Genomic DNA, 24,382 nt, shown 5'->3' on the forward strand with positions numbered 1-24,382 from the left:
GACGTGGCGCACGACCCCCGCTACGACCTGCACGAGGACCGGTTCGTCACCGGCGACCCCCAGCAGGCCGAGGAACAGGTCCGCACCAGCTACAAGGTGAGCGGGGGCGTGCGGATGTCCGGCGACACCGACGACTTCCGGTTCTCCCAGCACGTCCTGGCCAGCCGCGGGTTCGCGATCACCCGGTTCCAGTGCACGATCGCCGTGGGCTACCACGGCCCCCTCGACGATCTGCTCTGCGTCGAGCAGGTCCACGCCGGCCGTCTCTCGTTCGACACCGCCCACACCGAGCTGCGCACCGGAGCCGGCGACATCTGTCTGGTCCCCCCGCACGAGCCGTGGCGGGCCACCACCGACGGGGTCGACCTCGCCCCGCTCATCCTCGACCCCGCCGCGGTGGCCGACCACGCGGCCGCGACCTGTCCCATCGAGCCCGAGCAGCTGCGCTTCACCGGCCTCGAGCCGATCTCCCCGGCGCACGCCGGGCGATGGAACGCCACCGTCGCGCACGTCCGCGACGACATCCTGGGCAACCCCACCGTCGCCGAGAACCCCATCCTGGTCGAGGGCGCCTTCCGTCAGCTGGCCGCCAGCCTGCTCTCCACCTTCCCCAACACCGCACTCGACGCCCTCTCCGGCCCCACCTCACCCGCGCGACCCGGCACGGTGACCGAGGCGACGCTGCGGGAGGTGGTGGACTACCTGCACAGCCAGGCGGCGCAGCCCCTCGGCCCGGCCGACGTCGCCGCGGTCGCCGGCGTCCCCGCCCGGGACGTCGACGACACCCTGCGGCGCCACCGCAACACCAGCTGGGCCCTCGAACTGTGGCGCGCCCGGATGCAGGGCGCCCATCGCGACCTCCACGACGGCGACCCCGAGGCCGGCGACACCGTCGCCGCGATCGCTGCCCGCTGGGGATTCACCGACCCGGCCACCTTCGCGGTCGCCTACACGCTCGCCAGCGGCGGCGAGTCTCCCGAGCACACCCTCCGCCGCTGACCGCGACGATCTGTTTCGGTCGTCCAGGCCGTCAGGTAGCCCTGTCCACCGCGGCTGCGTAGTCGGTCAACGGAACGACTCGCGGAAGATGATCGTCGCTGGCGGGTGCGGCGCGGGCCCGACAGCGTGGGAGAAGGAAAACACGATGAACGCACCGGCCGACCAGACACACGATCAGACCGGGGGGCCGACTTCCGGTCATTCGTCCTCGGGTCAGGGTTCCTCTGGCGGCACCCCGATGGAGCGTCTGACGGAGCTGACTCGTCGTAGTGAGCAGACGATGAGTGAGGCGTGGGAGCAGTGGAGCGAAGAGGCCCGGGAACTGCTCGGGGAGGTCCGCGAGCGTGGTCGGCACGCGCGGGCCAACCCCGAGGAGGTCCTCGATGCCATGTTCGATTTCGGTGAGCGGCTCCTCGCCCGGCAGCGCGGCTTCGCCAAGGACGTCCTGGCTGCGGCGAGCCGCGTCCGACACTCCGCGGGGGACACCGCCCGCTCGACCGCCGACCTGGCGGACCACGCAGCCGATCAGGCCACCAACCCCCGCCAGTAGCACTCCGTGCTCTCCGGCCCGTCTTCGGTCGCCGGGCAGCGCTGGCGCCCGGCTCCCGAGGTCGGCCGGCCTCGTGTTCGGCCACCGACACCTCAGGTCGTCCTGCGACACCTCACCCGTTCCCGGGGACGGGGGTGAGGGGGAGGGATGCTGTGCAGGTCGGTCAGTCTCGAGCTTCTCGCCGGTCTCCGACCTCGCGGACCCGCGTGAAGTAGTCCGCGCGCGACCCCGCCGTCAGAAGCGCTGCGCTTCGACCGGATCGCGGCCTTCGACCTCGGCGACCTTGGCGGCGGCCCACCGTAGTGCCGGCTTCCTCGACGCCCAGGACCGCAGGAGGCCTCGCCGGTGGGGGTCGGCCCGGTCGGGTCGGCGCCGCTCGCGCCATTCGAGGAACGCGGCGAGCGCGGTGCTGAGACCAGCGGTGGTGCCGAGCAGCAGCACCACGCCGGCGACGACGGCGACCGCGACGAGTGCGGCGATGATGAGCAGGAACAGCAGCGTGGCGGCAGCGGTCGTCATGGCGGCCTTCCCTCACGTACCCGCGTGCAGGACGGCCCCTCGAGCTGGCTGGTCAACCGAGAGGCCTGGTCGGGCGGTCCGGCCTCGGGGGCGAGCAGCGCCCGACTCGCTGCACCTACCCCGTTGATCTCCACGGCCACACGCCGTCTCGCTGTGGCGGTCTGGCCGGAGGCTCGTAGGGCGTGCGGTCCCTCGGCGAGCGCAGCGGCTGCCTAGCCCAGCTCGGCGGCGACCCCGTCCAACAGGGCCGTCATGCCCTTGTCGACCTCGGCGTCGGGGACGAACCGGCGCTCGTCCCCGTCGCCCTCGAGGAACTGGAAGATCATGGGGATCGGCGCGAACGCCACGGGTCGCATCCCGAGGGCCAGGAGGACGGGTTCGAGGGCGACCGCGGCGCGGGCGCCGGCCGCGACGCCGCCGTAGCTCACCAATCCGACGGGCTTGCCCCGCCATTCCAGGCTGAGGTGGTCCAGCGCGTTCTTCAGCGCGGCGTTGTAGCTGTGGTTGTACTCCGGGAAGACGAACACGAAGGCGCTGGCGCGACCGATGATCGCGCTGAAACGCCGGGTGTGGGACAACGCGTAGTCCCCGAGACGCGGGTGCTTCGGTTCGGCGAACATGGGGAGATCGATCTCGGCGAGATCGACGACCTCGACGTCGAACCCGGCGTGCTCCTCCGCGCGCTGCGCGACCCATCGCCCGGTGGGCTCGCCCACGCGGCCGGGCCGGGTGCTGGCGATGAGGACCTGCAGGAGCGGGCGGTCGGTGCTGGACATGGGACTCCTCGGTGACGGGGGATCGACGGGGCGGAGGGGGACGGGTCACGGCATCCCGAGGGGGTGGCCGAGCTCCTCGCGGATGGCGTGCAGGCCGGTCAGCGGCCCGTCGACCTGCATGAGCCGGCCCATCACCAGGGGGCCCAGGTCGACGGGCGCGTACCCGAACCCGTCGGCGACGGCGCGGAAACGGCGCTTCGAGGGCTCGTCGTCACCGGCGTAGAAGAGGACCCGGCGTCCCGTCGGCGTGATCGGGTCCTCGGCGATCTTCGGGCCGTACATGTTGTCGAAGGCCTTGATCACGTGGGCGTCCGGCACGAGCGACGCGACGAACTCGCTGCCGCCGACCGACAGGGAGGTGTCGACCACGGCCGCGGGCGGCGGCTCCACCCACTGGTTGGTGGCGTCGACCAGGATCCGTCCGGGCCGCGGTGGCAACGCGGCCAGGGCGTCGGGGACCTGGGTCCAGTTGACGGCGAGGACGACGATGTCGGTCCCGCCGACGTCGTCGATGGTGCCCGCGGAGGCGTTCGGCCCGAGTCGGGCGACCAGGTCGGCCAAGCTGTCCGGCCCGCGACGGTTGCTGAAGACGACCTCGTGACCGGTGTCGAGGGCGTGGCTCGCGATCGCCTGCGCCAGCGTCCCGGCCCCGATCATCCCGAATCTCACGGCAGGTCCCACTCCCTCTGGTTGACGTGTGAACCGGACCGTAGGCAGGCGATGGTTAATGTGTCAACCGACGCCGTAGGATGGGCTCGTGGGTGACGGGTGGCTCGACGAGCGCGAGCAGCGGGCCTGGCGCGGCCTGATGGCGATGCAGGCCGACGTGACCCAGTACGTCGAGCGGACGTTGCGGAACCGCAGTGGGCTCTCGCGGGCCGACTACGAGGTGCTGGTCCTGCTGTCCGAGGCGCCGCCGGAGCGGCTGCGTGCCTTCGAGATCGGTCGGGCGCTGCGCTGGGAGAAGAGCCGGCTCTCCCAGCACCTGACCCGCATGGAACGTCGGGGTCTCGTGCGCCGGGAGAAGTGCGCGAGCGACCAGCGGGGCCACCACGTCGTGCTCACCCCGCACGGACGGCAGGTCATCGAGGCCGCCGCCGGACCCCACGTCGCCGCGGTCCGGGCGCTCCTGCTCGACCACGTGACGCCCGAGCAGCTGGACACCATCTGCGAGCTCGCCCGGCTCGTGCGCGCACGGGTCGAGGCGCTCGACGACGGCCGGTCGGACGACCCGTCGGACGCGGTACCCGGCGGCGCGGGTCACGAGGAGACGGCGGAGTGACCGGTCGGGGTGGCGACGCTGCGGGCGCCGTGCACCGCGTCGTGGCGCTGGCGCTGCCGTCGGTCGTGGCGTTCGACCTGTCGATCGCGGCCCAGGTCTTCGGTCACCGCGACGAGCGGTCGCGGTACGCCTTCACGGTCTGCTCGCTCGCCGCCGGCGCGGTGCCCTCGTCGACCGGGTTCGACATCGACGTCCCCCGCGGGCTCGACGTCCTCGCCGAGGCCGACACCGTCGTGGTGCCGGGCTTCCACCCGGTGGACTCGCCCGATCCCGCGGGTCTGGCCGCCCTGCGCGAGGCCGCCGGACGCGGGACGCGGATCGCGTCGGTGTGCGTCGGCGCCTTCGCCCTCGCCCGGGCCGGTCTGCTCGACGGCCGCGCCGCGACGACGCACTGGCAGTACGCCGACGAGTTCCGCGCGCTGTTCCCGGGGGTGCGGCTCAACCCCGACGTGCTCTTCGTCGACGAGGGCCAGGTGCTCACCAGCGCGGGCATCTCGGCGGGGATCGACCTCTGTCTGCACCTGGTGCGCCGCGACCACGGGCAGGCCGTCGCCGGCGAGGTCGCGCGGCGCATGGTCGTGGCCTCGCAGCGGACCGGGGGCCAGGCCCAGTACGCGCAGCGGCCGCTCCCGCCCGACGGCGGGCTGGGCGCCACCCGCGAGTGGGCCATCGCCCAGATGCAGCGTCCATTGACGGTGAACCACCTGGCCCGCCACGCGGGGATGCCGGTGCGGTCGTTCACCCGCCAGTTCCAGGACGAGGCCGGGCTGAGCCCGATGCGGTGGTTGACCGGCCAGCGCGTCCTCGAGGCGCAACGGCTGCTCGAGGCCACCCGGCTCGGCATCGACGAGATCGCCGAGCTCTGCGGCTTCGGCAGCGCCGCGACGTTGCGCGTGCACTTCGCCCGGCAGGTGGGCTCCACCCCGACCGCCTATCGGCACGCCCGGCACCCGGCCGCGGGCTGACCACGTGGGGGTTGGCCGAACCCCGACGTTCCCCGGCCGTCGTGCCCCTCATCCCCGAGGCCGTCCCGGAGCACGCTGGGGGCATGTCCGATCTCGACGAGCTCCTCACCGCCAACCGCCGTTTCGCCGCCACCGACGCCAAGGACCGGGTCCCCGCGATCCCGTTCCTCCCCACCAAGCAGGTCTACCTGCTGACCTGCATCGACCCGCGGGTCGACCCCGCCGCGCTGTTCGAGCTCGACCTCGGCGACGCGATCGTGGCGCGGACCGTCGGCGGGCGGGTGACCGACGCCGTGCTCGACGACCTGGCGTGGATCAGCTACCTGCACGAGGTGAAGACCCCGGACGCGCCCTGGTTCGAGTTCGCCGTCATGCACCACACCGACTGCGGGTCGGGCCTGATGGCCGACCCCGACCTGCGCGCGGGCTTCGTCGCCCGGGGTTTCGACGACGCGGTCCTGCAGCGCACCGCGGTGACCGACCCGGCCCGCACCGTCCCCGGCGACGTGGCGCGGATCCTCGACGCGAAGACGGTGTCCGGCGACATCGCCGTCTCGGGCTACGCCTACGACGTCGCGACCGGCCTGGTCACGCAGGTCGTCCCGCCGAGCTCGCGGAACGCCGCGCAGTCCGGCTGACCGCGGCCCCGGGCGCGCGCCGTCACCCGGCGCGCCGCCTCGGCGGCCGTCGGGCTCAGCGGGTGATGCCGAAGGACATGTACTTGTGCCCGCGCAGCGCCATGCTCAGCAGTACGCCGCCCAGGGCGAGCAGGACCAGCCCGACCACGCCGTAGCCCAGGACGAGACTGGTCAGGGCGCCCGCGAAGACGGCCTCGATCAGGACGTCCCGAATGACCCGCATCGACCGCCGACCTCCCGTGATCAGAACCGAGACGTCGGACAGTAGTCGGCCGGTCCGCCCCGGTGCGGCGACCCGCGAGGCCGTTCCGCCGAAGGGGTCACGGACCTCCGGCCAGGCCGCCGTCGCCGGCCGCGTAGTCGTGGGCGGACCCCCGCAGCGCGTCGCCGAGCGAGCGCACCGCCCGCGCCTCGTGGTCGACCGCCGCCGTGGCCTCGGCGACCTCCGGGTCGTACTGCGCGGCGAACGCTCGGCCCTGCTCGTCGCCGCCGACGTAGTCACCGAGGCCGTCGAGGGTGGTGCGGAGCGCGGCGAGCGCCTCGGCGACGACGCCGGCGGCCTCGTCGAACGGCCCGGCCGCCGCGGCCAGCTCGCCCGGGTGCGTGGCGAACCCGTCGTCCATTGCGGCGCCTCCCTAGGGGAACCAGATGCTGTGGTCGTCGAACACGAACCGCACCGAGTCGGGCGGTTCGTGACCCTGGCCGAGCACGCGGGTGATGGCGGCCAGGAGGCCCTGCCCGGCGGTGTCGACGTCGAGGCCGGTGCCGCGCGCGTCGATGACGATGTCCCCGCTGCCGTTGCGGGCGAGCCGGCCGTTGGCCTCGAGGATGGCGTGCTCGACGGCGGCGCTGGTCGGCTGCTCGGGGCGCAGCAGCTCCGTCAGTCGTCCGCCGTCACCGGGGGAGGAGCGGACGAGCGCGGCCGGGTCGGTGCGGGCGTGCACGCTCCTGCCCTCGGACTCGAGCAGCCGGGCCGCGGGGAGCTGGGCGGGGGTGAGCCTCGCCGTCGGGGTCTCGTGGATCCCGGGTCGGAAGAGCGGGCCGAGGGCGCCGCGGGTGGCGGGGTCGAGGGCGGCGCTGATGCGGCTGTCGAGCTCGCCGAGGTCGTCGGCGGCGCTGGTCGGGGCGGGTGCCTGCCCCGGCCGGCCCGGCGATCGCAGCCCCGCGGGGAGGGCCGGTGCGATCCCGCCCAGCAGCCCGCTGAGCAGGCCACCGCGGCCGGCGGCGGTGCCCACCTCGGTGGCCGAGTACCCGCCGTCGTGGAAGGCCTCGACCCGCAGCGGCTGGGCGACCGCCATGTCGACGACGGCGCCCTCCACGGCGCCGAACGCGACCCCGACGAGTGCCCCGCCGATGATCGTCGCCGCCGTCGCGGAGAGCTCGACCCCGATCGCGCTCGCCGCCGCCACCAGCCCGGCGCTCACCCCGGCCGCCGCCGCGGCCGAGGTGCCGAACGTCAGCCACGCGAGCCCGACACCCGCGGCGATCGTCGCGCCCGCGGTCACCGCCAGCTCCTCGACGCGGCGCTTGGCGTCGGCGACGGCGTCCGCGTAGCGCGCCAGGGCGTCGCCGAGCGCGCGGGCGCCCGCGGCATCGTCGTGCAGCGCCGCCTCGTGCTGCCGCCACGCCCGGTCGAAGCGCCCGGCCGCGTCGCCGGTCCAGCCGGCGAGGGCCCGGGCGTGCCCGGCCCGGCCCACGTCGACGGCGTGGTCGAGCGCGCCCGCGAGCCTCACCCATGCCTGCGACGCCGTCCGCAGCCCGTCCTCGTCCGCCGCGGGCCACCACAGCCCGACCTCGGAGACGACCTCGTCGACGCCCACCGCCTCAGCCCTCCCGTCCCCTCGTCCCGTGGCGATCGACGGTAGGAGAGCCCGTGTCGGGCCGGGGGCGGTTCGGGGAAAGTGCTGGGCAGGAGTATCGGTAAGTGCTAGCTTACGGTTCGTCATGACGAACGCTTCCGCGATGCTCACCGCCCTCGGCGACCCGACGAGGCAGTCGATCGTCGATGCCCTCTCCCGGGAGCCGCTGGCGGTCGGCGAGCTCGCCCGCGTGCTGCCGATCAGCCGCCCGGCGGTGTCGCAGCACCTCAAGGTGCTCAAGGACGTCGGTCTCGTCCTGGATCGCCAGGAGGGGACCCGGCGGCTCTACCGCGTCGACCCGGACGCCCTGGCCGAGGTGCGGCGGCACCTCGACGCGTTCTGGGAGCGGTCGCTGGCGGCGTTCGAGCACCGGACCCGATCCGAGGAGGACCACAGTGACCGACACGACCAGCACGATCCCGGCGATCCGGCGTGAGGTGACCGTCGACGTCGGCCGATCCCGCGCCTTCGAGATCTTCACGGCGGACATGACGAGCTGGTGGCCGCCGGCCCACCACATCGGGTCGGCGCCCATCGCGGAGATCGTCGTCGAACCGTTCGCGGGCGGGCGCTGGTACACCCGCCACGAGGACGGCACCGAGACCTCGACCGGTGCGGTCACCGCGTGGGAGCCGCCCGAGCGGCTGGCCGTGACGTGGCAGATCGGCGCGGACTGGCGGTTCCACGACGACCTCGTGACCACGGTCGAGGTCCGGTTCGTCGAGCTGGGCCCGGAGAGCACCCGGGTCGAGCTCGAGCACCGCGACCTCGAGGCGTTCGGCGAGGCCGCCGAGGCGATGCGGGGGACGTTCGAGTCGGACGGCGCGTGGACGGCGACCCTGCAGGCCTACGCCGCGGTGGCCGGGGCAGCGTCGTGAAGTACGTCCTGTTCTACGAGGCGGCTCCCGACGCGGCGTCCACGGCCCCCCTGCACTGGTCCGAGCACGAGAAGCTGCTCGGCGAGTTCCACGGCCGCGGCGACCTGCTCATGGTCGGGACGTTCACCGACCTCGCCGGCCGCGGGGCGATGGCGATCTTCACCAACGCGGCGGCGGCCGAGGAGTTCGCCGGGCGGGACCCGTTCGTGGCGCACGGCGTGGTCGTGCGTCACGAGGTCTGCGAGTGGAACGAGGTCCTCGCCTGATCAGCCGGTCCGCACGACCAGCGCGGTGATCCGGACCCAGGACGGCGTCGTCGGGGTCGACCCGAAGCCGAACCGCACGGGTGGGTCGACGTCGGTCATGCGGCCCTGGTCGTCGCCACCGACGTGGACGGTCGCCTCGGTGATGCGGTGCAGGTCGCGGGCGCCGTAGTACTCGGTGCGGCCGTGCCCGGCGGAGCCGACCGTGCGCACGCCGGGAAGGACGCGCCGGGCGATCGCGTCGATGGTGGCGATCCACCGGGGTGCGGTGGCGAGCATCGTCGGGACGGCGCGCAGGAGGAGGCCGAGAGGGGTGCGGCGGCCGAGCGTGAGGGTCGCGGTGAGGTCGCCGGCGGCGAGGTGGGCGGTGTGCGTGTCGACGTCCATCGCGACGGGGACGAGGCGGACCTCGTCGAAGGTGTAGGTGGTGGACACGAAGTCGGCGACCTGCTGGGTGGGGGCGAGCAGGACCCGGTGACCGTCGGGGCGCTCGAGCATCACGTCGGTGAACGGGCCGTAGGGCGAGCGCGGCCAGTGCCCGACGACGACCCGCAGGCCGGCGCTGGTGCCGAGGCCGCCGATCCAGCCGTCGAAGCGCTCCGTGGACGTGGTCATCGGGCCCGGGGGAGGCAGCACTTCTTGTACTTGGTCCCCGAGCCGCACCAGCACGGGTCGTTCCGTCCGGGTGGCCACTCGAGGAGCGGTCCGGCTCCGACCTCGATGACGTCCCCGTCGGCGAGCGCGGCCTGGAGCAGTTCCGGGGTCGCGACCTCGACCGGCAGCCAGCCCTCCTCCTGGAAGGCCCGCTCGAGCTGCGCTCGGTGCTCGTCCCACGTGGCGCCGAGGACGTCCGCCCGATCCGGGAACGCCGTGAGCAGGGCGCCGAACGCGGTCTCGGGCCAGAACACCGTCTGGATGTCGGGCGCGTCGTCGTCGAGCTCGTCCAGTGCGAGGTCCAGCTCGTCGGGCGACAGCCCGAGGTCACGCCGCACGGCGCGGCGCTTGCGGGCGAGGCCGTACTCGATCTCCTGCGCCTCCTCGGCGGAGTCGGAGTCCTCCTCGGCGCGTTCGACGATGTCGGAAGCCGTGGCGAGCGCCGCGGTCAGCCACTCGACGGCGAGCTCGGCGTGGCCGTTCTCGGTGAGCGCCTCGACCACGTAGATCGTGGCCATCCCGTCGCGGGTGAGCAGGGGCCGGAGCTCACGGAGCAGGCGCATGCCCTCGTCCTCGTGCCCGAACTGCATCAGGAGGTCCGCGTGCCGCCCGCGGCTCCAGTTCTCCTCGGACGGGTTCTGCGCCGTGTCGACGGCCCGCCGCGAGAGCGCGAGCGCCCGGTCGCCGTCCCGGGCTCCCTCGGCGAGGTCGGCGGCCAGGCCGAACGCGTAGGAGGTGTCGGCCTCGTCGGCCAGCCGGCCCTCCTCGACCGCGGCCACCAGCTCGGTGATCGCCCACCCGGGGTCGTCGGTGTCGAGGGCCTCGTGGGCGATCTCCGTGAGGTCGTCTTCGGTCAGGTCCGTGGCCACGTCGTCGAACGGTAGCCGTCGGGGGGCCACGGGGAGGTCGGACGGCTGCGAACCGCTGTCGGACGACCGGGTCCTCACGACTCGCCCCGACGGTCTTCCGGCGCTCACCGGCCCTCGAGCAGCGCCTCCGGGATGTCGACGACGCGGCTGCGCAGGTACTCGCCGAGACCCTTGGCCTGCGGGTCGGGACGGGTCGACGAGGCCACGCCGTCGCCGAGGATTCCGTGCACGACGACGTTGAGCGCCCGCAGGTTCGGCAGCTCGTAGAGGTCGATGTCGAGCTCCGCCGCCTCGGGGCCGATCAGCTCCCGGGCCCGGTCGACCGTGAGGAACCCGCGCAGCCACGCGTAGGCCTCGTCGGTACGGGCCCAGACGCCGATGTTGGCGTCACCGCCCTTGTCGCCCGAGCGCGCGCCGACGACGGTGCCGAGCGGGGCCCGCGTCGTCGGGCCGGACGGCGGTTCCGACGGTGTGGCTTTCCTGCCACTGGATGCAAGCAACGACGCTTCGCTTGTATCGACGAGAGGATCGGCCACCACCCGGCGCTCCCCGCCCGGCAGCACGACCGTGTGCGTCACGGCCTCCCGCGGCACCGCGGCCGGCCGGTAGACGCCGAAGGCGGACTCGGCCGAGGGGGGCGTCGTGGTGTGGAAGCCGGCGTAGCCGCCGAGGGCCAGCTCCATCGTCGCGTTGGAGAACGAGCGGCCGACCACGCGCGGGTCGGGGTCCTTGACGGTGATCCGCAGGTGGGCGGTGGCCTCGGCGTTCGAGGGGGCGTCGGGGTGGTCGAAGCGCAGCAGCCGGACGTCGACGTCGGCGAACCGGTCCCGCCCGCCGAGCACCTCGAACAGCAGCGACTCGGCGTGGGCGGCCTTGGCCTCGATGTCGAGCCCGGTCAGCACCAGGGTCATCGAGTTGCGGTAGCCGCCGGCGTCGTTGAGGGCGACCTTCAGCGTCGGCGGCGGCGCCGACCCGCGGACCCCGCTGATCCGCACCCGGTGCTCGCCGTCGTCGGAGAGCGCGATCGTGTCGAAGTGCGTGGTGCAGTCGGGGCCCAGGTAGGCGGGCGCGGCGATCTCGTACAGCAGCTGCGCGGTGACGGTGCCGACCGAGACGAGCCCGCCGGTCCCGGGGTGCTTGGTGATCACCGACGAGCCGTCGGCCGCGACCTCGGCGATCGGGAAGCCGGGGTAGCGCCGGTCGGTGACCTCGGACAGGAACGAGTAGTTCCCGCCGGTCGCCTGTGGCCCGCACTCGATGACGTGGCCCGCGACGACGGCGCCGGCGAGCGCATCGAGGTCCGCGCGCGACCACCCGTGCCACCACGCCGCGGGACCGACCACCAGCGACGCGTCCGTGACCCGCCCGGTCACGACGACGTCCGCGCCCGCGGCCAGGGCCTCGGCGATGCCCCAGCCACCGAGGTAGGCGTTGGCCGACACCGGCTTCCCGGTGACGGCGGGTGTGATCGCCTCGAGCGATCCCCGCAGGTCGTCGCCCTCGACGTACGCGACCTTCGCGCCGGTCCCGAGCTCGTCGATCGCCGCCGCCAGCCCGGCCGGGTTCAGCCCACCCGCGTTGGAGACGACCTTGACGCCGCGGGCGACGCAGTCGGCGAGCACGGCGCGCATCTGGGTCAGGAACGTCCTGGCGTACCCGGCGTCGGGGTCCTTGGCCTGCGCCTTGGCGAGGATGAGCATCGTCAGCTCGGCGAGGTAGTCGCCGCACAGCACGTCGACCGGCCCGCCGTCGAGCATCTCGCGCGCGGCGTCCATCCGATCGCCGTAGAAGCCGGAGATGTTGCCGATCCGCACGGCCCGCGTCCGGCGAGGGGAGGATTCGGCCGCTCTATCCGCCTCAGGGTTCCCCTCGTGCGGGACGACGGGGCCGCTCACGAGAACGCCCCCGGCTTGCGGCCGGTCCCCGGCTCGCCCGCGAACGCCTGCCCGATATCGACCCACTCGGTCGCCGCGTCGCCCACCACCGTCAGCGCCAGGTCGTCCCGGTGTCGGCGCTGGGTGATGAGCAGCGCGAAGTCCAGCGCCGGGCCACTGATGCGGTCGGCCGCGTCCTCCGGGCCCCACGCCCACGTCGACCCGTCCGGCGCGGTCAGCTCCACCCGGATCGGCGCGTCGGGCATCTCCCGCCCGTGGGCGAGGTAGCTGAACGCCCGCGCCCCGACCCCGATGTGCGCGACGTGCCGCAGCCGCGCCGACGGCTCGTGGACCGCCCCCACGCTGTCGTAGACGTCCTGCGCGTGCGCCCAGGTCTCCATGATCCGGGCGGTCAACGACGACGCCGCGCTCATCGCCGGCCCGAACCACGGCACCCGCGTCGCCGGGTCGATACCCCGGAACTCCGCGATCAACCGGCCGCGGGCGTCGTCGAACCAGGTCAGCAGCTCGCCGCCGGTCAGCTCACGGAACCGCTCCGCGATCGTGTCCGGGTCGACCCCGCCCTCGGCGTCCATCTGCGCCTTCTCCGCCGCGAACGCCTCGGGGTCGGTCGCCGAGCGCAGGGCCACGTCGTCGAAGTAGGCCAGGTGCGAGACCTGGTCGCCGATCGTCCAGCCCGCGGCGGGCGTCTCCCGCTGCCAGTCGTCCTCGGACAGCCCGGCCAGCACGCGCCGCAGCTCGGCGGACTCGGCCGCCAGGTCGTCGCACAGCGCCGCCATCGACACCGGCATCGTCGCTACCTCCCCGTCCAGACCGGCGTGCGCTTGTCGCGGAACGCCGCCGGGCCCTCCTGTGCGTCCGCCGAGCGGTACACCGGTGCCCAGAGCTCCTCGGCCCGCGCGTACGCCTCGTCGCGATCGTGCTCCGCCGACAGGTACGCCGTGCGCTTGGCCGCCCGCACCGACAGCGGCGCGTTCGCGGCGATCCTCGCGGCCAGCTCCTGGGCGCGCTCGCGGAGGTCGCCGGCCGGGACGACGCGGTTGACCAGGCCCACCTCGAGCGCCCGCCGGGCGTCCAGCGGGTCGCCGGTCAGGAGGATCTCCAGGGCCACCCGCGGCGGGACCAGCCACGACAGTGGCGCCGCCCACGGCGACCCGCGCCCGACCTTCACCTCGCTCACCGCGAACCGCGCGTGCTCGGCGGCGACGACGAGGTCGCACTGCTGGGCCAGCAGGAACCCGCCCGCGTAGGCCACGCCGTTGACGGCGGCGATGGTCGGCTTCTCGATCTCGATGTTGCGCCCGAACTGCGGCAGGAAGTCCGGCGGCGGGATCTCCAGCGAGGTCTCGGCCATTTCCTTCAGATCGCCGCCCGCGCAGAACGCCTTGTCGCCGGCGCCGGTGAGGACGAGGACGGCGGCGGAGTCGTCGGCGACGAAGCGGCGCGCGCCCTCCCAGAGCCCGTCGCGCACGTCCTTGCTCAGCGCGTTCCGGGCCTCGGGCCGGTTGATGGTCAGCCAGGCGACGCCGTCGACGACGTCGTAGGTGACGACCTCACTCAAGGGAAGATCCTCCGCAGTTCGGGCCGGTTGAGCTTGCCGCTGCCGGTGCGGGGCAGCGCCTCGACGATCTCGATGCGCCGGGGCCGGTGCATGCCGGTCAGGTCGGGGTGGGTCCGGCACCACTCGTCGAGCGCCTCGACGGTGACCCCGGGCCGGTTGGGGACGACGACCGCGGTCACCTGCTCCACCCACCGCTCGTGCGCGGTGCCGATGACGGCGACCTCGGCCAGGTCGGGGTGGCCCGCCAGGTGCTCCTCGACCATCTGCGGGAACACGTTCTCGCCGCCGGAGACGATCATGTCGTCGATGCGGTCGACGTAGTAGCAGTAGCCGTCGGCGTCGCGGGACATGAGGTCGCCGGTGCGGAACCAGCGGCGCCCGTCGTCGTCGACGGCCCACTTCTCCGGCGCCTCGAGGTGCCAGTACCCCGGCGTCACCGCGTCGCCGTGCACCCACAGCTCCCCGACGCCGGGGTCGCCCGGCTCGAGGTCCGGGTCGCCGTCGACCGGCACCAGGCGCGTCGCGACGATCTGGTCGAGGGGCCGGCCCATCGAGTCCGGCCGCCGCTTCTCCCCGGGGCGGTAGGTGACGACGAGGCCGTTCTGCTCGGTCTGGCCGTAGATCTCCGTCCCGGGGATGCCGGTCCCGCGCTCGAGCCGCTCGATGGCCGCCGTCGGGGTCCGGGAGCCGCCGAACATGCAGAAGCGGAAGGAGTCCAACCGGACCGGATCGCGGGCGGTCCGGTTGCCGACGTCGATCATCATCGTCGAGATGAGCCCGCCGACGGTGGGCCGCAGCCGCTGCGCCAGGTCGAGCCAGACCTCGACGTCCCACCGCGGCATCAGAGTGATCTGCCCGCCCCGCAGCAGCAACGGCAGCGACGCGAGCTGCAATCCGCCGACGTGGAAGATCGGCATGCAGTTGAGGACGTGGTCGTCGCCGGTGATGCCGTAGCACTCGATCGCGCCGTCCACCTCGGCGACGACGTTGCGGTGCGTCTGCCGCACGCCCTTCGGCACCCCGGTGGAGCCCGAGGTGTACATGAGCAGGGCGTCGTCGCCGTCGAGCCGGGGGACGACCTCGTTGGTGGGATCGTGCGCCGCCACCGCCCGCGCGAACGAGCCCTCGGCACCCGTCGTCAGGAGCTGCGGCGTGGCGCCCTCGAGCACCGACTCCACCCGCTCGACCTCGCCGGGCGGGACGACGAGGATGCGCGCGCCGGAGTCGGTGACGGCGTGGCGCAGCGGCGCGTCCGGGAAGAGGGCGTTGAGCGGCACCCCGACCGCGCCGGCCTGCCACGTCCCGAGCAGCCCGACGAGGTACTCGACGACGTTGGGCAGCAGGAACCCGACCCGCTCGCCGGGCGCGACACCCGACGCCCGCAGGAACGCGGCGAACCGGCTCGCGCGCTCGGCGACCTGCGCGTAGGTGAGCTCGAGGTCGTCGAGCCGCAGCGCGACGTCGTCCGCGTGGTCGGCCGCCGCCCGACGCAGCAGCACGGCGATGTTCATGCCTGGGCCTCTTTCCGTCGGAACGCCTCGAAGGCCTCGGTGGCCGGCCGGGCCCGCAGGGCGGCGGCCTGGGTGACGGCCTCGCGCTCGAGCGAGCCGCGCAGGTCGTCGGCGCTGGAGTGGTTGATCAGCTTCTTCGACAGCGCGACGGTGTAGGGCGGCAGCGTCGCGAGCTGCTCGGCGAGCGCGACCGCCCGTTCGAGCGCGGCCTCGGCGTCGGGCTCGACGGCGTTGGCCAGCCCCAGCCGCTCGGCGTGCCGGGCGTCGATCTCCGGGCCGAGCAGCATGAGCTCCTTGGCCCGCTGCATCCCGACGAGGCGGGGGAGCAGCCAGGCGCCGCCGACGTCGGGCACGACGCCGCGGTGCACGAACACCTGGCACAGCCGCGCGTCCTCGGACAGGACGACGAGGTCGCACGCCAGCGCGAGGTTCACCCCGCCGCCGTAGGCGACGCCGGACACCGCCGCGACCACCGGCAGCCGCGACTCCCAGATCTCGACGACGAGGCGGTGGAAGGCCCGCATCAGCGCCAGCAGCTCCGGGTCCTCGCCGCCGACATGCTCGAGGATCGACTCGGCGTCGCCGCCGGCCGAGAAGTGCCCGCCGGTGCCCGTGAGCACGACGGCGTGGACGGCGTCGTCGTCGGCCGCCGCCCGCAGCGCGAGCTCGAGGGCCTCGGCGGTCGCGGTGCCCATCGCGTTGCGGCGGCCCGGGCGGTCGATGGTCAGGATGCGGACCGACCCGCGGTCGGCGGTGGCGATGCCGCAGGTGCCGGTCACCGGACGCGCTCCGACTCGGTCGCGCCACGGGCGGCGAGGACGTGGCGCTGCAGCTTGCCGGTGGTGCTGCGGGGGATGTCGGCCGCGTCGAGGAACGCGACGTAGCGCGGGATCTTGAAGCCGGCGAGCCGGGCGCGGCAGCGCTCGACGACGTCGTCGGCGGTGAGGGTCGCGCCGGGGGCCCGCACGACGGCGACCTTCACCGTCTCGCCCCAACGCTCGTCGGGCACGCCGTACGCGCAGACCTCCTGGACGCCGGGGTGGCCGGCGATCGCGTGCTCGACCTCGGCCGGGTACACGTTCTCCCCGCCAGTCTTGATCAGGTACTTGACGCGGTCGACGAAGGAGAGCGTCCCGTCGTCGTTGCGTCGCAGGACGTCCCCGGTGTGCAGCCAGCCGCCGTGGAAGGCCTCGTCGGTGGCCTGCGGGTCGTCGAGGTAGCCGGACATGAGGCCCGGCCCGCGCACCACGCACTCGCCGGGTGTGCCGTCGGGGACCTCGACCATCTCCGGGCTGTCCCCGTCCCCCGTCGCTCCGCTCGCCTCGACGAGGCGGACGTCGACGAGCGGCGTCGGCGTCTTGTGCAGGTGCGGCGTCTCGCCCGGCCCGGAGAAGCCGTGGGCGAGGACGTAGCTGGTCTCGGTCTGGCCGAACGCGTCGCAGAAGCGGATGCCGTACTTGGCGGTGAGCTGCGCGACGACCGTCGGCATCATGTTCGCGTAACCGATCGCGAAGCGGAACGACTCCAGGTTCCGCGCGCCGACCGGCTCCGCGAGCACGTCGGTGATGACACCGGGCAGGAGCAGGGTCCAGGAGAGCCGGTCGCGCTCGATCAGGTCGAGGATGCGCGCCGGGTCGGCGCGGCGCAGGCAGGCGAACCGCCCGCCGGTGAGCAGCGTGCCGTAGAGCGACTCGTCGCCCGCGCAGTGGAACATCGGGAGCCAGCCGACGAACCCGTCGTCGGGACCCAGCCCGAACCACTGCGCGAGGCGCAGCCCGCGGATCGCGGCGGCCTGCTGGGTGATCATCGCGCCCTTGGGCGGGCCGGTGGTGCCGGAGGTGTAGAGGACGACGTGGAGGTCGTTGGGCTGCGCGGCGGGCTCCGGGGGCGGGGCGTCGGAGCGGGGGAGAGGCGCGAAGCCGGGCGGCTCGTCGAAGGACCACCAGGCGGTGACGGACGGGGAGCGGTCGCGGAGGGCGTCGGCGCTGGGGGCGAAGGTGCCGGAGGTGACCAGCGCGGTCGGGGCGGCGGACGCGACGATCACGGCGAGCTCGTCGGGGTGCAGCCGGACGTTGAGGGTGATCAGCGCGACGCCGAGCCGGGCGGCTGCGGTGTAGAGCTCCACGTACGCGGGCCGGGTCTCGGACAGGACGGCGAGCCGGTCGCCGCGGCGCAGCCCGGCGGCGTGCAGGCCGGCGGCGAGCCGGTCGGTGCGCTCGCCGAGCTCGCGGTAGGTCCACGCCGGCTCGTCGGGCTGGTCGGAGGTGATCGCGACCCGGTCGGCGAACACCCGGAACGCGCGGCGGAAGAGCGCGTCGACGGTGGTGCCGGTGGCCCGGTCGACGACGGCCGACCGTGTGCGCGGCGCGTCGGTCGCCACGGAAGCGACCGTGGGCGCCGCGGGAATGTGTGCCTCCCGCACACCGACCGGGTCCGCCGGCGCGCTCACGACGCGGCCTCCGCCGCGTCCTCCACGACGGCGAGCACCTGCCGCGTCTCGACCTGGTCGCCCGGCGCGACGTGCAGCTCCCCGACGATCCCGTCGACCGGCGCCGCGACGGTGTGCTCCATCTTCATCGCCTCGAGCACCACCAGGGCCGCGCCGGCCGTCACCGTGTCGCCTGCCGCGGCGAGCACCCGCACGACCGTGCCCGGCATCGGCGCGAGCAGCGAACCGGCGTGGGCGACGGCGTTGGGGTCGGCGAAGCGGGGGACGTCGGCGAAGGCGCTGGAGCCGTCGGGCCCGTCGACGAACGTCCAGCCGGCGATCCGGTGGACGGCATAGGTGCGGCGCACACCGCCGACTTCCAGGGTCACGCGATGCGGCTCCGCCGCATGTGAACGAATGTGGTCGTCCAGGCGACCAGATCCGTTCACCTGGGCCTGCGGCCCTCCCCGGCGGTAGGCGTACGTCACCTCGAGCGTGCGGTCGCCGACGGAGTACGCCACGGACTGCGCCGGCCCCCCGACGTTCCGCCACCCCGACGGCAGCCCCCGCAGCACCGGCGCCCCCGCCCGGTGCTGGGCCTGCAGGGCGAGCGCGGCCGCCACGGCCCGGACGCCCTCGCCGTCGTCGGGCTGGGGGTTCACGAGCTCGGGGTGGCGCGGCAGGTAGCCGGTGTCGGTCCCGCCGGCGAGGAACTCCTGGTCGCGGAGGATGCCGACCAGCAGGTCCCGGTTCGTCGTCACCCCGTGGATCTCCGCCCGCGCCAGGGCGCGCGCGAGGGTCCGGGCCGCCTCGGCCCGCGTCGTGCCGTGGGCGATGATCTTGGCGAGCATCGGGTCGTAGTGCGGGCTCACGACGCTGCCGTCGGTCACCCCGGCGTCGACGCGGATGCCGGGCAGCTCCGGCACGGAGAAGCGGTGCAGCGTCCCCGTGGCCGGCAGGTACCCGGCGGGCACGTCCTCGGCGTACAGCCGGACCTCGATCGCCGCCCCGTCGATCCGGGCGCCCGTCACCTCGGCCGGCAGCGGGTGGCCCTCGGCGATCCGTAGCTGCAGCGCCACGAGGTCCAGGCCGGTGACCAGCTCCGTCACCGGGTGCTCGACCTGCAGCCGGGTGTTGACCTCGAGGAAGAAGAACTCCGCCGGGCGGGACACGGAGCCTGCGGAGCTGGACCCGGAAGCACCGTCGAGGACGAACTCGACCGTCCCGGCGCCGGTGTAGCCGATGGCCTTCCCGGCGGCGACGGCGGCCGACCCCAGCCGGTCGCGCAGCGCCTCGTCCACCGCCGGCGACGGGCTCTCCTCGACGATCTTCTGGTACCGGCGCTGGATGGAGCACTCGCGCTCGAAGAGGTGGACGACCTCGCCGGCGGAGTCGCCGACGATCTGCACCTCGACGTGCCGCGGGTCCTCGACGAACCGCTCGAGGAACACCGTCCCGTCACCGAACGCCGACGCGGCCTCGCGGCGGGCCCCGTCGACGGCGTCGTGCAGGTCGGCGACCGACCGCACGATCCGCATCCCGCGCCCGCCGCCGCCGAACGCGGCCTTGACCAGGACCGGGAAGCCGATGCGCTCCGCCTCGGCGTCGAGGTCGGTGTCGTCGGTGACCGTGGCGCCGGGCAGCACCGGCACCCCGGCCGCCGCCATCAGCGCCTTCGCCTCGAGCTTCGAGCCCATCGACGCGATCGCCTCGGGCGTCGGGCCGACGAAGGTCAGCCCGGCCGCCGCGCAGTCGCGGGCGAACCCGGCGTTCTCGGAGAGGAACCCGTACCCGGGGTGGACCGCGTCGGCCCCCGTCGCCCGCGCCGCCGCGATGACGAGGTCGGACCGCAGGTAGGTCTCCGTCGGCGACGCCCCCGGCAGGCGCACCGCCTCGTCGGCGAGCGCGACGAACGGGGCGTCGGCGTCGGGGTCCGAGTGGACCGCGACGGTGGAGATGCCGAGCGCGTGGGCGGTGCGCATGACGCGGGCGGCGATCTCACCGCGGTTGGCGACGAGCAGCTTGCTGATCGTCCGGGGCGAGCGCAGCGACGGGGAAGGGATCATGGCGCTCACATCCGGAACGTGCCGAAGCCACGGCGGCCGGCGACGGTGTTGGAGTGCACGGCCGAGAGCGACATGCCGAGCACGGTGCGGGTGTCGCGGGGGTCGACGATGCCGTCGTCGTAGAGCTTCCCCGAGATGTAGAAGGAGTGGGACTCGGCCTCGATCTGTGCCTCGATGGCGCGGGTCCGGGCGGCGTCGGCCTCCTCGTCGAACGGCTTGCCCTGCGACGACGCCGAGGCCCGCCCGACGATCGACATCACCCCGGCGAGCTGCGCCGCGCCCATCACGGCGAGCTTGGCGCCGGGCCAGGCGAACATCAGCCGCGGGTCGTAGGCGCGGCCCGACATGCCGTAGTTCCCGGCCCCGAACGACGACGCCATGTTGATCGTGACGTGGGGGACGCCGCTGTTGGTCACGGCGTTGATCATCTTGGCGCCGTCCTTGATGATCCCGCCCTGCTCGTAGTCGGTGCCGACCATGTAGCCGGTCGTGTTCTGCAGGAAGACCAGCGGCGTGTCGGTCTGGTTGGCGAGCAGGATGAACTCGCTGGCCTTCTTGGCCTCCTCGCTGAACAGCACGCCGCGGTGGTTCGCGAGCACCCCGACGGGAAAGCCGTGGATCGACGCCCACCCGGTGACCAGCGAGGTCCCGTAGAGCGGCTTGTACTCGTCGAACTCCGAGCCGTCGACGGTGCGGGCGAGGACCTCGCGCGGGTCGAACGGCACCTTGGTGTCCGGCGGGAGGATCCCGAGGATCTCCTCCGGGTCGTAGTGCGGTTCCGGCGCGTGCGACGACGGCGCCGGGCCCAGCTTGTGCCAGTGGAACCGGGAGACGATCTCGCGGCCCAGCCGGATCGCGTCGCGCTCGTCCGTGGCGAAGTAGTCGGAGAGCCCGGAGACGCGGGAGTGCATGTCGGCGCCGCCGAGGGACTCGTCGTCGGCGGTCTCGCCGGTCGCCATCTTCACCAGCGGCGGGCCGCCCAGGAACACCTTCGCTTGGCGGTCGACGAGGACCGCGTAGTCGCACATGCCGGGGACGTACGCCCCGCCGGCGGTGGAGTTGCCGAAGACGAGCGCGATCGTCGGGATCGCCATCGAGGAGAGCTCGGTGAGCTCGTGGAAGATGCGCCCGGCGGGGACGAAGAGGTCGGCCTGCGTCGGGAGGTCGGCGCCGCCCGACTCGACGAGGTTGATCACCGGCAGCCGGTTGAGGCGCGCGATCTCCAGCGCCCGCAGCGTCTTGCGCAGCGAGTACGGGTTCATCGCGCCGCCGCGCACCGTCGGGTCGTGCCCGATGACCAGGCACTCGACCCCGGAGACGACCCCGATCCCCGTCAGGATCGACGCCCCGACGGTGAAGTCGGTGCCCCACGCCGCGAGCGCGGAGAGCTCGAGGAACGGCGAGTCCGGGTCGAGGAGCAGCGCGAGCCGCTCGCGGACGGGGAGCTTGCCCCGGTCGCGGTGGCGCTGCATGTAGCGCTCGCCGCCGCCGGCGACGACGAGCTCCAGCTGCTCGTCGAGCGCGGCGACCAGCTCGAGCTGGTTCTTGCGGTTGCTGACGTAGCTCTCCGACGAGGTGTCCAGCATGGAGCGCAGGACAGCCATCAACGTCCTCCGTAGTGGTCGGTGTGGAGGTCCCGGACGACGTTCTTCTGGATCTTGCCGGTGGAGGTCCGCGGCAGTTCGTCGGCGACGATCACCGACTTCGGCACCTTGTAGCCGTCGAGGCGGTCCTTCAGCGCGGCGATCAGCTTGTCGGGCTCGAGCCGGACGCCGGGCTTGGGCACGACGACGGCCGTGATCGCCTCGCTCCACCGCGCGTGCGGGAGGCCCACGACGACGACCTCGGCGACGTCGGGCTCGGCGTCGTACACCGCCCGCTCCACCTCGATCGACGCGACGTTCTCACCGCCGGTCTTGATGACGTCCTTGGAGCGGTCGGCGAACCAGAGGACGCCGTCGTCGCCGAACCACCCGACGTCGCCGGAGTGGAACCAGCCGTGCGCGAACGCGACGTCGGTGGCCTCGGGATCGTGCAGGTACTCCTGCATCGTCGAGGGCCCGCGGTAGACGATCTCGCCCTGCTGACCGGGCGGCAGCAGCTCCCTATCGGCGTGCTCAGTTGCATTGTCGGGAATCCGCATGATCCCGACCTGCACGCCGGTCAGCGGCGTCCCGACCGACCCGACGTGCGTGAGCTGGTGCTCGGGCCGGAACAGGGTCGTGATCGGCGACATCTCGGTCTGGCCGAAGAGCAGCGCGAAGTCGCAGCCGTACCCGTCGAGGCACGCCTTGATCTGGGCCTCGGGCATGGGCGCCATGGCGTAGACGGCGCGCCTCAGGCTCGACAGGTCGCGGCGGGCGAAGTCGGCGTGGTCGAGCGCCGCCCGGTACATCATCGGCAGCCCGAAGACCTGGGTGATCCGTTCCTGCTCGATGGTCTCGAGGAACCGCGCCGGGTCGAACCCGCGGTGCACGACGATCGTCGCGCCGACCGTGATCGCGGGCGTGCAGAACGCGTTGAGCTGCGCGGTGTGGAACATCGGCATCATCGCGATGAACCGGTCGTCGGCGTGCCACCCGGAGTCGAGCGCGGCGGACATCGACTCGAGGTGGATCGCGAGGTGGGTCCCGACGACGCCCTTGGGGAACGACGTGGTGCCCGACGTGTACAGGTAGGAGAGCGGCGCGCGGTCGTCGATCGCGATCTCGGGGGGTGAGTCGTCGCTGGTCTCGAGCTCCTCGAGTGCCAGCAATGGCGCATTCCTTGCAGTGGATGCGAGGCCGGCGCCGTTCACCCATGGCTCGCCCCCGACCCCCGATGCCAGCAATGGCGCATTCCTTGCAGTGGACGCGAGGCCGGCGCCGTTCGCGCGTGATCCCTCGGTGCCCGGCGCGACCACCACGTCGGCCACCCCCGGCGCCTCGGCCAGCGCCTCGACGATCGTCGGCACCAACTGGGTCTCGACGACGACGCCCCGCGCCCCCGAGTGCCGCAGCACGTACGCGATCTCGTGCGGCCGCCACCCGAGGTTGACCGGCACGCACACGACGCCGGCCTTCGCGCAGGCGTAGTAGACCGCCAGGAACTCGGCGCTGTTGCCGGCCGCCAGCGCCAGCGCGTCCCCGACGGCGTACCCCCGCCCGACCAGCCCGTGCGCGAGCCGGTTCACCCACGCGTCGAACTCCGCGTAGGTCAGCCGCCGGGTCTGCACGTCCCCCCTCGCTCCGCTCGCCGGGGTGTCCACCACCGCCAGCTGGCCGGGCCGCGCCGCCGCCGACCGCGTCAGGGCGTCGCCGACGTTGATCCGTTGCGCCAGATTCCGCTGCAGGTCCACGACGACCTCCTCAGTAGGACCGCGGCAGGCCCAGGCCGTGCTGGGCGACGAAGTTGAGGATCATCTCCCGGTTCACCGGGGCGATCCGGAGCAGCCGGGCCAGGCCCCAGTAGGGGAGGAGCCCGAACTCGGAGGCCACGCCGTTGCCGCCGTGGGTCTGCATCGCGGCGTCGACGGCGGCGAGCGCGGCCTCGGCGGCCGCGTACTTCGCCATGTTCGACTCCTCGCCCGCCGGCAGCCCCCGGTCGTGCAGCCAGGCGGCCTTGCGCGTCATCAGCGCGGCCAGCTCGGTCTCGACGCGGGCCTTGGCCAGCGGGTGCGCGACCCCCTGGTGCGAGCCGATCGGCCTGCCCCACACCTCGCGCTCGTTCGCGTACCGCGCCGCGCGGGCCAGCGCGTAGCGGGCGATCCCGACGCAGAGCGCCGCCCCGGTGATCCGCTCCGGGTTCAGCCCGTGGAACACCTGCCGGAACCCCTGGCCCTCGTCGCCGACCAGCGCCGTCGCCGGCAGCCGCACCTCGTCGAACCGCAGCGTGAACTGCTTCTCCGGCAGCATGACGTCGACCGGCAGCGGCACCTTCTGGAGCCCCTCCGCGTCGGTGGGCACGAGGAAGAGCGAGAGCTGGGCGTTGCCGCGCGGGTCGGTGCCCGTCCTCGCCACCAGCAGCAGCGCCTCGGCCTCGTCGACCCCGGAGATGTAGTACTTCTCGCCGCGGACCACCCACTCCTCGCCCTCGCGCCGGGCCGTCGTCGCGAGCTGGTGGGTGTTCGATCCGGCGCCGGGCTCGGTGATCGCGAAGACGACCTTCTCCCGGCCGCTCGCCAGCCCCGGCAGCCACTCCTTGCGCTGCTCCTCGGTGCCGTACTCGGCGATCACCGCGGCCGAGATCGCGTGCGTGACCAGCAACAACAGCATCGGCGCGCCGGCGGCCGCGGTCTCCTCGCACACCAGCGCCAGCTCGACGAGCCCGCCGCCCCCGCCGCCGTACTCCTCGGGGACCGACACCCCGACGAAGCCGGCGTCGCCGAGCGCGTGCCAGAGCTCGGTGCACTCCTCGCCGCGGCGCGCGTGGTCGACGTAGTAGTCGCCGCCGAACGGGGCGGCGATCCGGCCGACGGCGGCCCGCAGGTCGCGGTGCTCGTCGGTCTCCACGAAGTCCACGCCGACTCCTCGAGGCTCTGTGACTCATCGTTCACTCGACCCGGACCGTAGCGGCTCCGCGACCACGTGACCAGAGGCACAGCGGCGCGGATCGGCTACGCTTCCCGACGACGACGGGTGCCGCGACCTGCGGAAGTCGTGCGGCAACGGCTACGCCCGCCGGCCCCGCG

The 24,382-nt window shown here is 73.6% G+C and carries 26 protein-coding genes; 8 read left to right on the plus strand and 18 right to left on the minus strand.

From position 1 onward, the window contains the following. Window positions 1-3: 3 nt before the first annotated feature. Both HH311_RS25655 and HH311_RS25660 read left to right on the plus strand, forming a co-directional pair. Window positions 4-999: a helix-turn-helix domain-containing protein gene (locus HH311_RS25655; RefSeq protein ID WP_169186554.1), complete on the plus strand. Its 996-nt coding sequence runs from the start codon at window positions 4-6 to the stop codon at window positions 997-999. Window positions 1,000-1,144: 145 nt separating this feature from the next. Beyond that, window positions 1,145-1,549: a hypothetical protein gene (locus tag HH311_RS25660; protein ID WP_169186555.1), complete on the plus strand. Its 405-nt coding sequence runs from the start codon at window positions 1,145-1,147 to the stop codon at window positions 1,547-1,549. A 234-nt stretch (window positions 1,550-1,783) separates the two neighbouring features. Here the strand turns inward: HH311_RS25660 and HH311_RS25665 are convergent, their stop codons facing one another. The 3 genes from HH311_RS25665 to HH311_RS25675 form a co-directional block, all read right to left on the minus strand. Then, on the minus strand, window positions 1,784-2,068 hold the full coding sequence (locus HH311_RS25665) for a hypothetical protein (RefSeq protein ID WP_169186556.1): 285 nt from the start codon (window positions 2,066-2,068) through the stop codon (window positions 1,784-1,786). Between the two features lie 212 nt (window positions 2,069-2,280). After that, complete coding sequence (locus HH311_RS25670) at window positions 2,281-2,844, minus strand: NADPH-dependent FMN reductase (RefSeq protein ID WP_169186557.1); 564 nt, start codon at window positions 2,842-2,844, stop codon at window positions 2,281-2,283. A 45-nt stretch (window positions 2,845-2,889) separates the two neighbouring features. Further along, complete coding sequence (locus HH311_RS25675; protein ID WP_169186558.1) at window positions 2,890-3,513, minus strand: NAD(P)-binding domain-containing protein; 624 nt, start codon at window positions 3,511-3,513, stop codon at window positions 2,890-2,892. A gap of 88 nt (window positions 3,514-3,601) precedes the next feature. Between HH311_RS25675 and HH311_RS25680 the strand changes: the two genes are divergently transcribed. The 3 genes from HH311_RS25680 (at window position 3,602) to HH311_RS25690 (ending at window position 5,729) form a co-directional block, all read left to right on the plus strand. Continuing rightward, window positions 3,602-4,126: a MarR family transcriptional regulator gene (locus HH311_RS25680; protein WP_312030405.1), complete on the plus strand. Its 525-nt coding sequence runs from the start codon at window positions 3,602-3,604 to the stop codon at window positions 4,124-4,126. Next, window positions 4,123-5,091 carry a helix-turn-helix domain-containing protein gene (locus HH311_RS25685; RefSeq protein WP_312030406.1) on the plus strand — a complete coding sequence of 323 codons (969 nt, stop codon included), beginning with the start codon at window positions 4,123-4,125 and terminating at the stop codon, window positions 5,089-5,091. Before HH311_RS25680 ends, HH311_RS25685 begins: the two co-directional genes overlap by 4 nt. Window positions 5,092-5,174: 83 nt before the next feature. Further along, window positions 5,175-5,729: a carbonic anhydrase gene (locus HH311_RS25690; protein WP_169186559.1), complete on the plus strand. Its 555-nt coding sequence runs from the start codon at window positions 5,175-5,177 to the stop codon at window positions 5,727-5,729. A 55-nt stretch (window positions 5,730-5,784) separates the two neighbouring features. On the opposite strand, the gene HH311_RS25695 is transcribed toward HH311_RS25690, so the two are convergent. The 3 genes from HH311_RS25695 to HH311_RS25705 form a co-directional block, all read right to left on the minus strand. Further along, entirely contained in the window at window positions 5,785-5,952 is a 168-nt protein-coding gene (locus HH311_RS25695) for a hypothetical protein (RefSeq protein ID WP_169186560.1), read from the minus strand. A 97-nt stretch (window positions 5,953-6,049) separates the two neighbouring features. Continuing rightward, entirely contained in the window at window positions 6,050-6,352 is a 303-nt protein-coding gene (locus tag HH311_RS25700; RefSeq protein ID WP_169186561.1) for a hypothetical protein, read from the minus strand. A gap of 12 nt (window positions 6,353-6,364) precedes the next feature. Continuing rightward, on the minus strand, window positions 6,365-7,549 hold the full coding sequence (locus tag HH311_RS25705; protein WP_169186562.1) for a WXG100 family type VII secretion target: 1,185 nt from the start codon (window positions 7,547-7,549) through the stop codon (window positions 6,365-6,367). Between the two features lie 124 nt (window positions 7,550-7,673). On the opposite strand from HH311_RS25705, the gene HH311_RS25710 reads away from it, so the two are divergent. The 3 genes from HH311_RS25710 to HH311_RS25720 are packed head-to-tail and all read left to right on the plus strand — an operon-like array spanning window position 7,674 to window position 8,732. Continuing rightward, window positions 7,674-8,024: a helix-turn-helix transcriptional regulator gene (locus HH311_RS25710; protein ID WP_211190806.1), complete on the plus strand. Its 351-nt coding sequence runs from the start codon at window positions 7,674-7,676 to the stop codon at window positions 8,022-8,024. After that, entirely contained in the window at window positions 7,984-8,466 is a 483-nt protein-coding gene (locus tag HH311_RS25715) for an SRPBCC family protein (RefSeq protein WP_169186563.1), read from the plus strand. Before HH311_RS25710 ends, HH311_RS25715 begins: the two co-directional genes overlap by 41 nt. Next, entirely contained in the window at window positions 8,463-8,732 is a 270-nt protein-coding gene (locus HH311_RS25720) for a YciI family protein (RefSeq protein WP_169186564.1), read from the plus strand. Before HH311_RS25715 ends, HH311_RS25720 begins: the two co-directional genes overlap by 4 nt. Here the strand turns inward: HH311_RS25720 and HH311_RS25725 are convergent, their stop codons facing one another. The 12 genes from HH311_RS25725 to HH311_RS25780 form a co-directional block, all read right to left on the minus strand. Beyond that, on the minus strand, window positions 8,733-9,344 hold the full coding sequence (locus HH311_RS25725) for a hypothetical protein (RefSeq protein ID WP_169186565.1): 612 nt from the start codon (window positions 9,342-9,344) through the stop codon (window positions 8,733-8,735). After that, on the minus strand, window positions 9,341-10,252 hold the full coding sequence (locus HH311_RS25730; protein ID WP_169186566.1) for an SEC-C domain-containing protein: 912 nt from the start codon (window positions 10,250-10,252) through the stop codon (window positions 9,341-9,343). Before HH311_RS25730 ends, HH311_RS25725 begins: the two co-directional genes overlap by 4 nt. 104 nt (window positions 10,253-10,356) lie before the next feature. Beyond that, on the minus strand, window positions 10,357-12,027 hold the full coding sequence (locus HH311_RS25735; RefSeq protein ID WP_211190821.1) for an acyclic terpene utilization AtuA family protein: 1,671 nt from the start codon (window positions 12,025-12,027) through the stop codon (window positions 10,357-10,359). A 116-nt stretch (window positions 12,028-12,143) separates the two neighbouring features. Then, on the minus strand, window positions 12,144-12,938 hold the full coding sequence (locus tag HH311_RS25740; RefSeq protein WP_169186568.1) for a TIGR03084 family metal-binding protein: 795 nt from the start codon (window positions 12,936-12,938) through the stop codon (window positions 12,144-12,146). A gap of 5 nt (window positions 12,939-12,943) precedes the next feature. Continuing rightward, a complete protein-coding gene (locus HH311_RS25745) occupies window positions 12,944-13,708 on the minus strand; it encodes an enoyl-CoA hydratase/isomerase family protein (protein ID WP_169186569.1) in 765 nt (254 codons plus the stop codon). Beyond that, complete coding sequence (locus HH311_RS25750) at window positions 13,705-15,219, minus strand: class I adenylate-forming enzyme family protein (RefSeq protein ID WP_169186570.1); 1,515 nt, start codon at window positions 15,217-15,219, stop codon at window positions 13,705-13,707. Before HH311_RS25750 ends, HH311_RS25745 begins: the two co-directional genes overlap by 4 nt. Beyond that, a complete protein-coding gene (locus HH311_RS25755) occupies window positions 15,216-15,998 on the minus strand; it encodes an enoyl-CoA hydratase-related protein (RefSeq protein ID WP_312030408.1) in 783 nt (260 codons plus the stop codon). Before HH311_RS25755 ends, HH311_RS25750 begins: the two co-directional genes overlap by 4 nt. Further along, entirely contained in the window at window positions 15,995-17,599 is a 1,605-nt protein-coding gene (locus HH311_RS25760; RefSeq protein ID WP_169186571.1) for an AMP-binding protein, read from the minus strand. Before HH311_RS25760 ends, HH311_RS25755 begins: the two co-directional genes overlap by 4 nt. Window positions 17,600-17,664: 65 nt before the next feature. Then, window positions 17,665-19,713, minus strand: coding sequence for a biotin carboxylase N-terminal domain-containing protein (locus HH311_RS25765; RefSeq protein ID WP_169186572.1), 2,049 nt, complete (start codon window positions 19,711-19,713; stop codon window positions 17,665-17,667). A gap of 5 nt (window positions 19,714-19,718) precedes the next feature. After that, window positions 19,719-21,317 (minus strand): acyl-CoA carboxylase subunit beta, encoded by a 1,599-nt coding sequence (locus HH311_RS25770; protein WP_169186573.1) that lies wholly within the window; start codon window positions 21,315-21,317, stop codon window positions 19,719-19,721. Next, the gene (locus HH311_RS25775) at window positions 21,317-23,050 is read right to left on the minus strand and encodes an AMP-binding protein (protein WP_169186574.1); all 1,734 of its coding nucleotides are present in this window, start codon (window positions 23,048-23,050) and stop codon (window positions 21,317-21,319) included. The genes HH311_RS25770 and HH311_RS25775 overlap by 1 nt, the downstream gene beginning before the upstream one ends. A 10-nt stretch (window positions 23,051-23,060) precedes the next feature. After that, the gene (locus HH311_RS25780) at window positions 23,061-24,212 is read right to left on the minus strand and encodes an acyl-CoA dehydrogenase family protein (RefSeq protein ID WP_169186575.1); all 1,152 of its coding nucleotides are present in this window, start codon (window positions 24,210-24,212) and stop codon (window positions 23,061-23,063) included. Between the last annotated feature and the right edge of the window lie 170 nt (window positions 24,213-24,382).

Source organism: Actinomycetospora sp. TBRC 11914, assembly GCF_012933465.1.
Taxonomy (GTDB): Bacteria; Actinomycetota; Actinomycetes; order Mycobacteriales; family Pseudonocardiaceae; genus Actinomycetospora.

Excerpts from the sequence above, each read along its gene's own strand:
- HH311_RS25660 (WP_169186555.1), top strand. The coding sequence starts at position 1,145 with ATGAACGCACCGGCCGACCAGACACACGATCAGACCGGGGGGCCGACT.
- HH311_RS25665 (WP_169186556.1), bottom strand. The coding sequence starts at position 2,068 with ATGACGACCGCTGCCGCCACGCTGCTGTTCCTGCTCATCATCGCCGCA.
- HH311_RS25670 (WP_169186557.1), bottom strand. The coding sequence starts at position 2,844 with ATGTCCAGCACCGACCGCCCGCTCCTGCAGGTCCTCATCGCCAGCACC.
- HH311_RS25690 (WP_169186559.1), top strand. The coding sequence starts at position 5,175 with ATGTCCGATCTCGACGAGCTCCTCACCGCCAACCGCCGTTTCGCCGCC.
- HH311_RS25695 (WP_169186560.1), bottom strand. The coding sequence starts at position 5,952 with ATGCGGGTCATTCGGGACGTCCTGATCGAGGCCGTCTTCGCGGGCGCC.
- HH311_RS25700 (WP_169186561.1), bottom strand. The coding sequence starts at position 6,352 with ATGGACGACGGGTTCGCCACGCACCCGGGCGAGCTGGCCGCGGCGGCC.
- HH311_RS25710 (WP_211190806.1), top strand. The coding sequence starts at position 7,674 with ATGACGAACGCTTCCGCGATGCTCACCGCCCTCGGCGACCCGACGAGG.
- HH311_RS25725 (WP_169186565.1), bottom strand. The coding sequence starts at position 9,344 with ATGACCACGTCCACGGAGCGCTTCGACGGCTGGATCGGCGGCCTCGGC.
- HH311_RS25735 (WP_211190821.1), bottom strand. The coding sequence starts at position 12,027 with ATGGACGCCGCGCGCGAGATGCTCGACGGCGGGCCGGTCGACGTGCTG.
- HH311_RS25740 (WP_169186568.1), bottom strand. The coding sequence starts at position 12,938 with ATGCCGGTGTCGATGGCGGCGCTGTGCGACGACCTGGCGGCCGAGTCC.
- HH311_RS25750 (WP_169186570.1), bottom strand. The coding sequence starts at position 15,219 with ATGAACATCGCCGTGCTGCTGCGTCGGGCGGCGGCCGACCACGCGGAC.
- HH311_RS25765 (WP_169186572.1), bottom strand. The coding sequence starts at position 19,713 with ATGATCCCTTCCCCGTCGCTGCGCTCGCCCCGGACGATCAGCAAGCTG.
- HH311_RS25770 (WP_169186573.1), bottom strand. The coding sequence starts at position 21,317 with ATGGCTGTCCTGCGCTCCATGCTGGACACCTCGTCGGAGAGCTACGTC.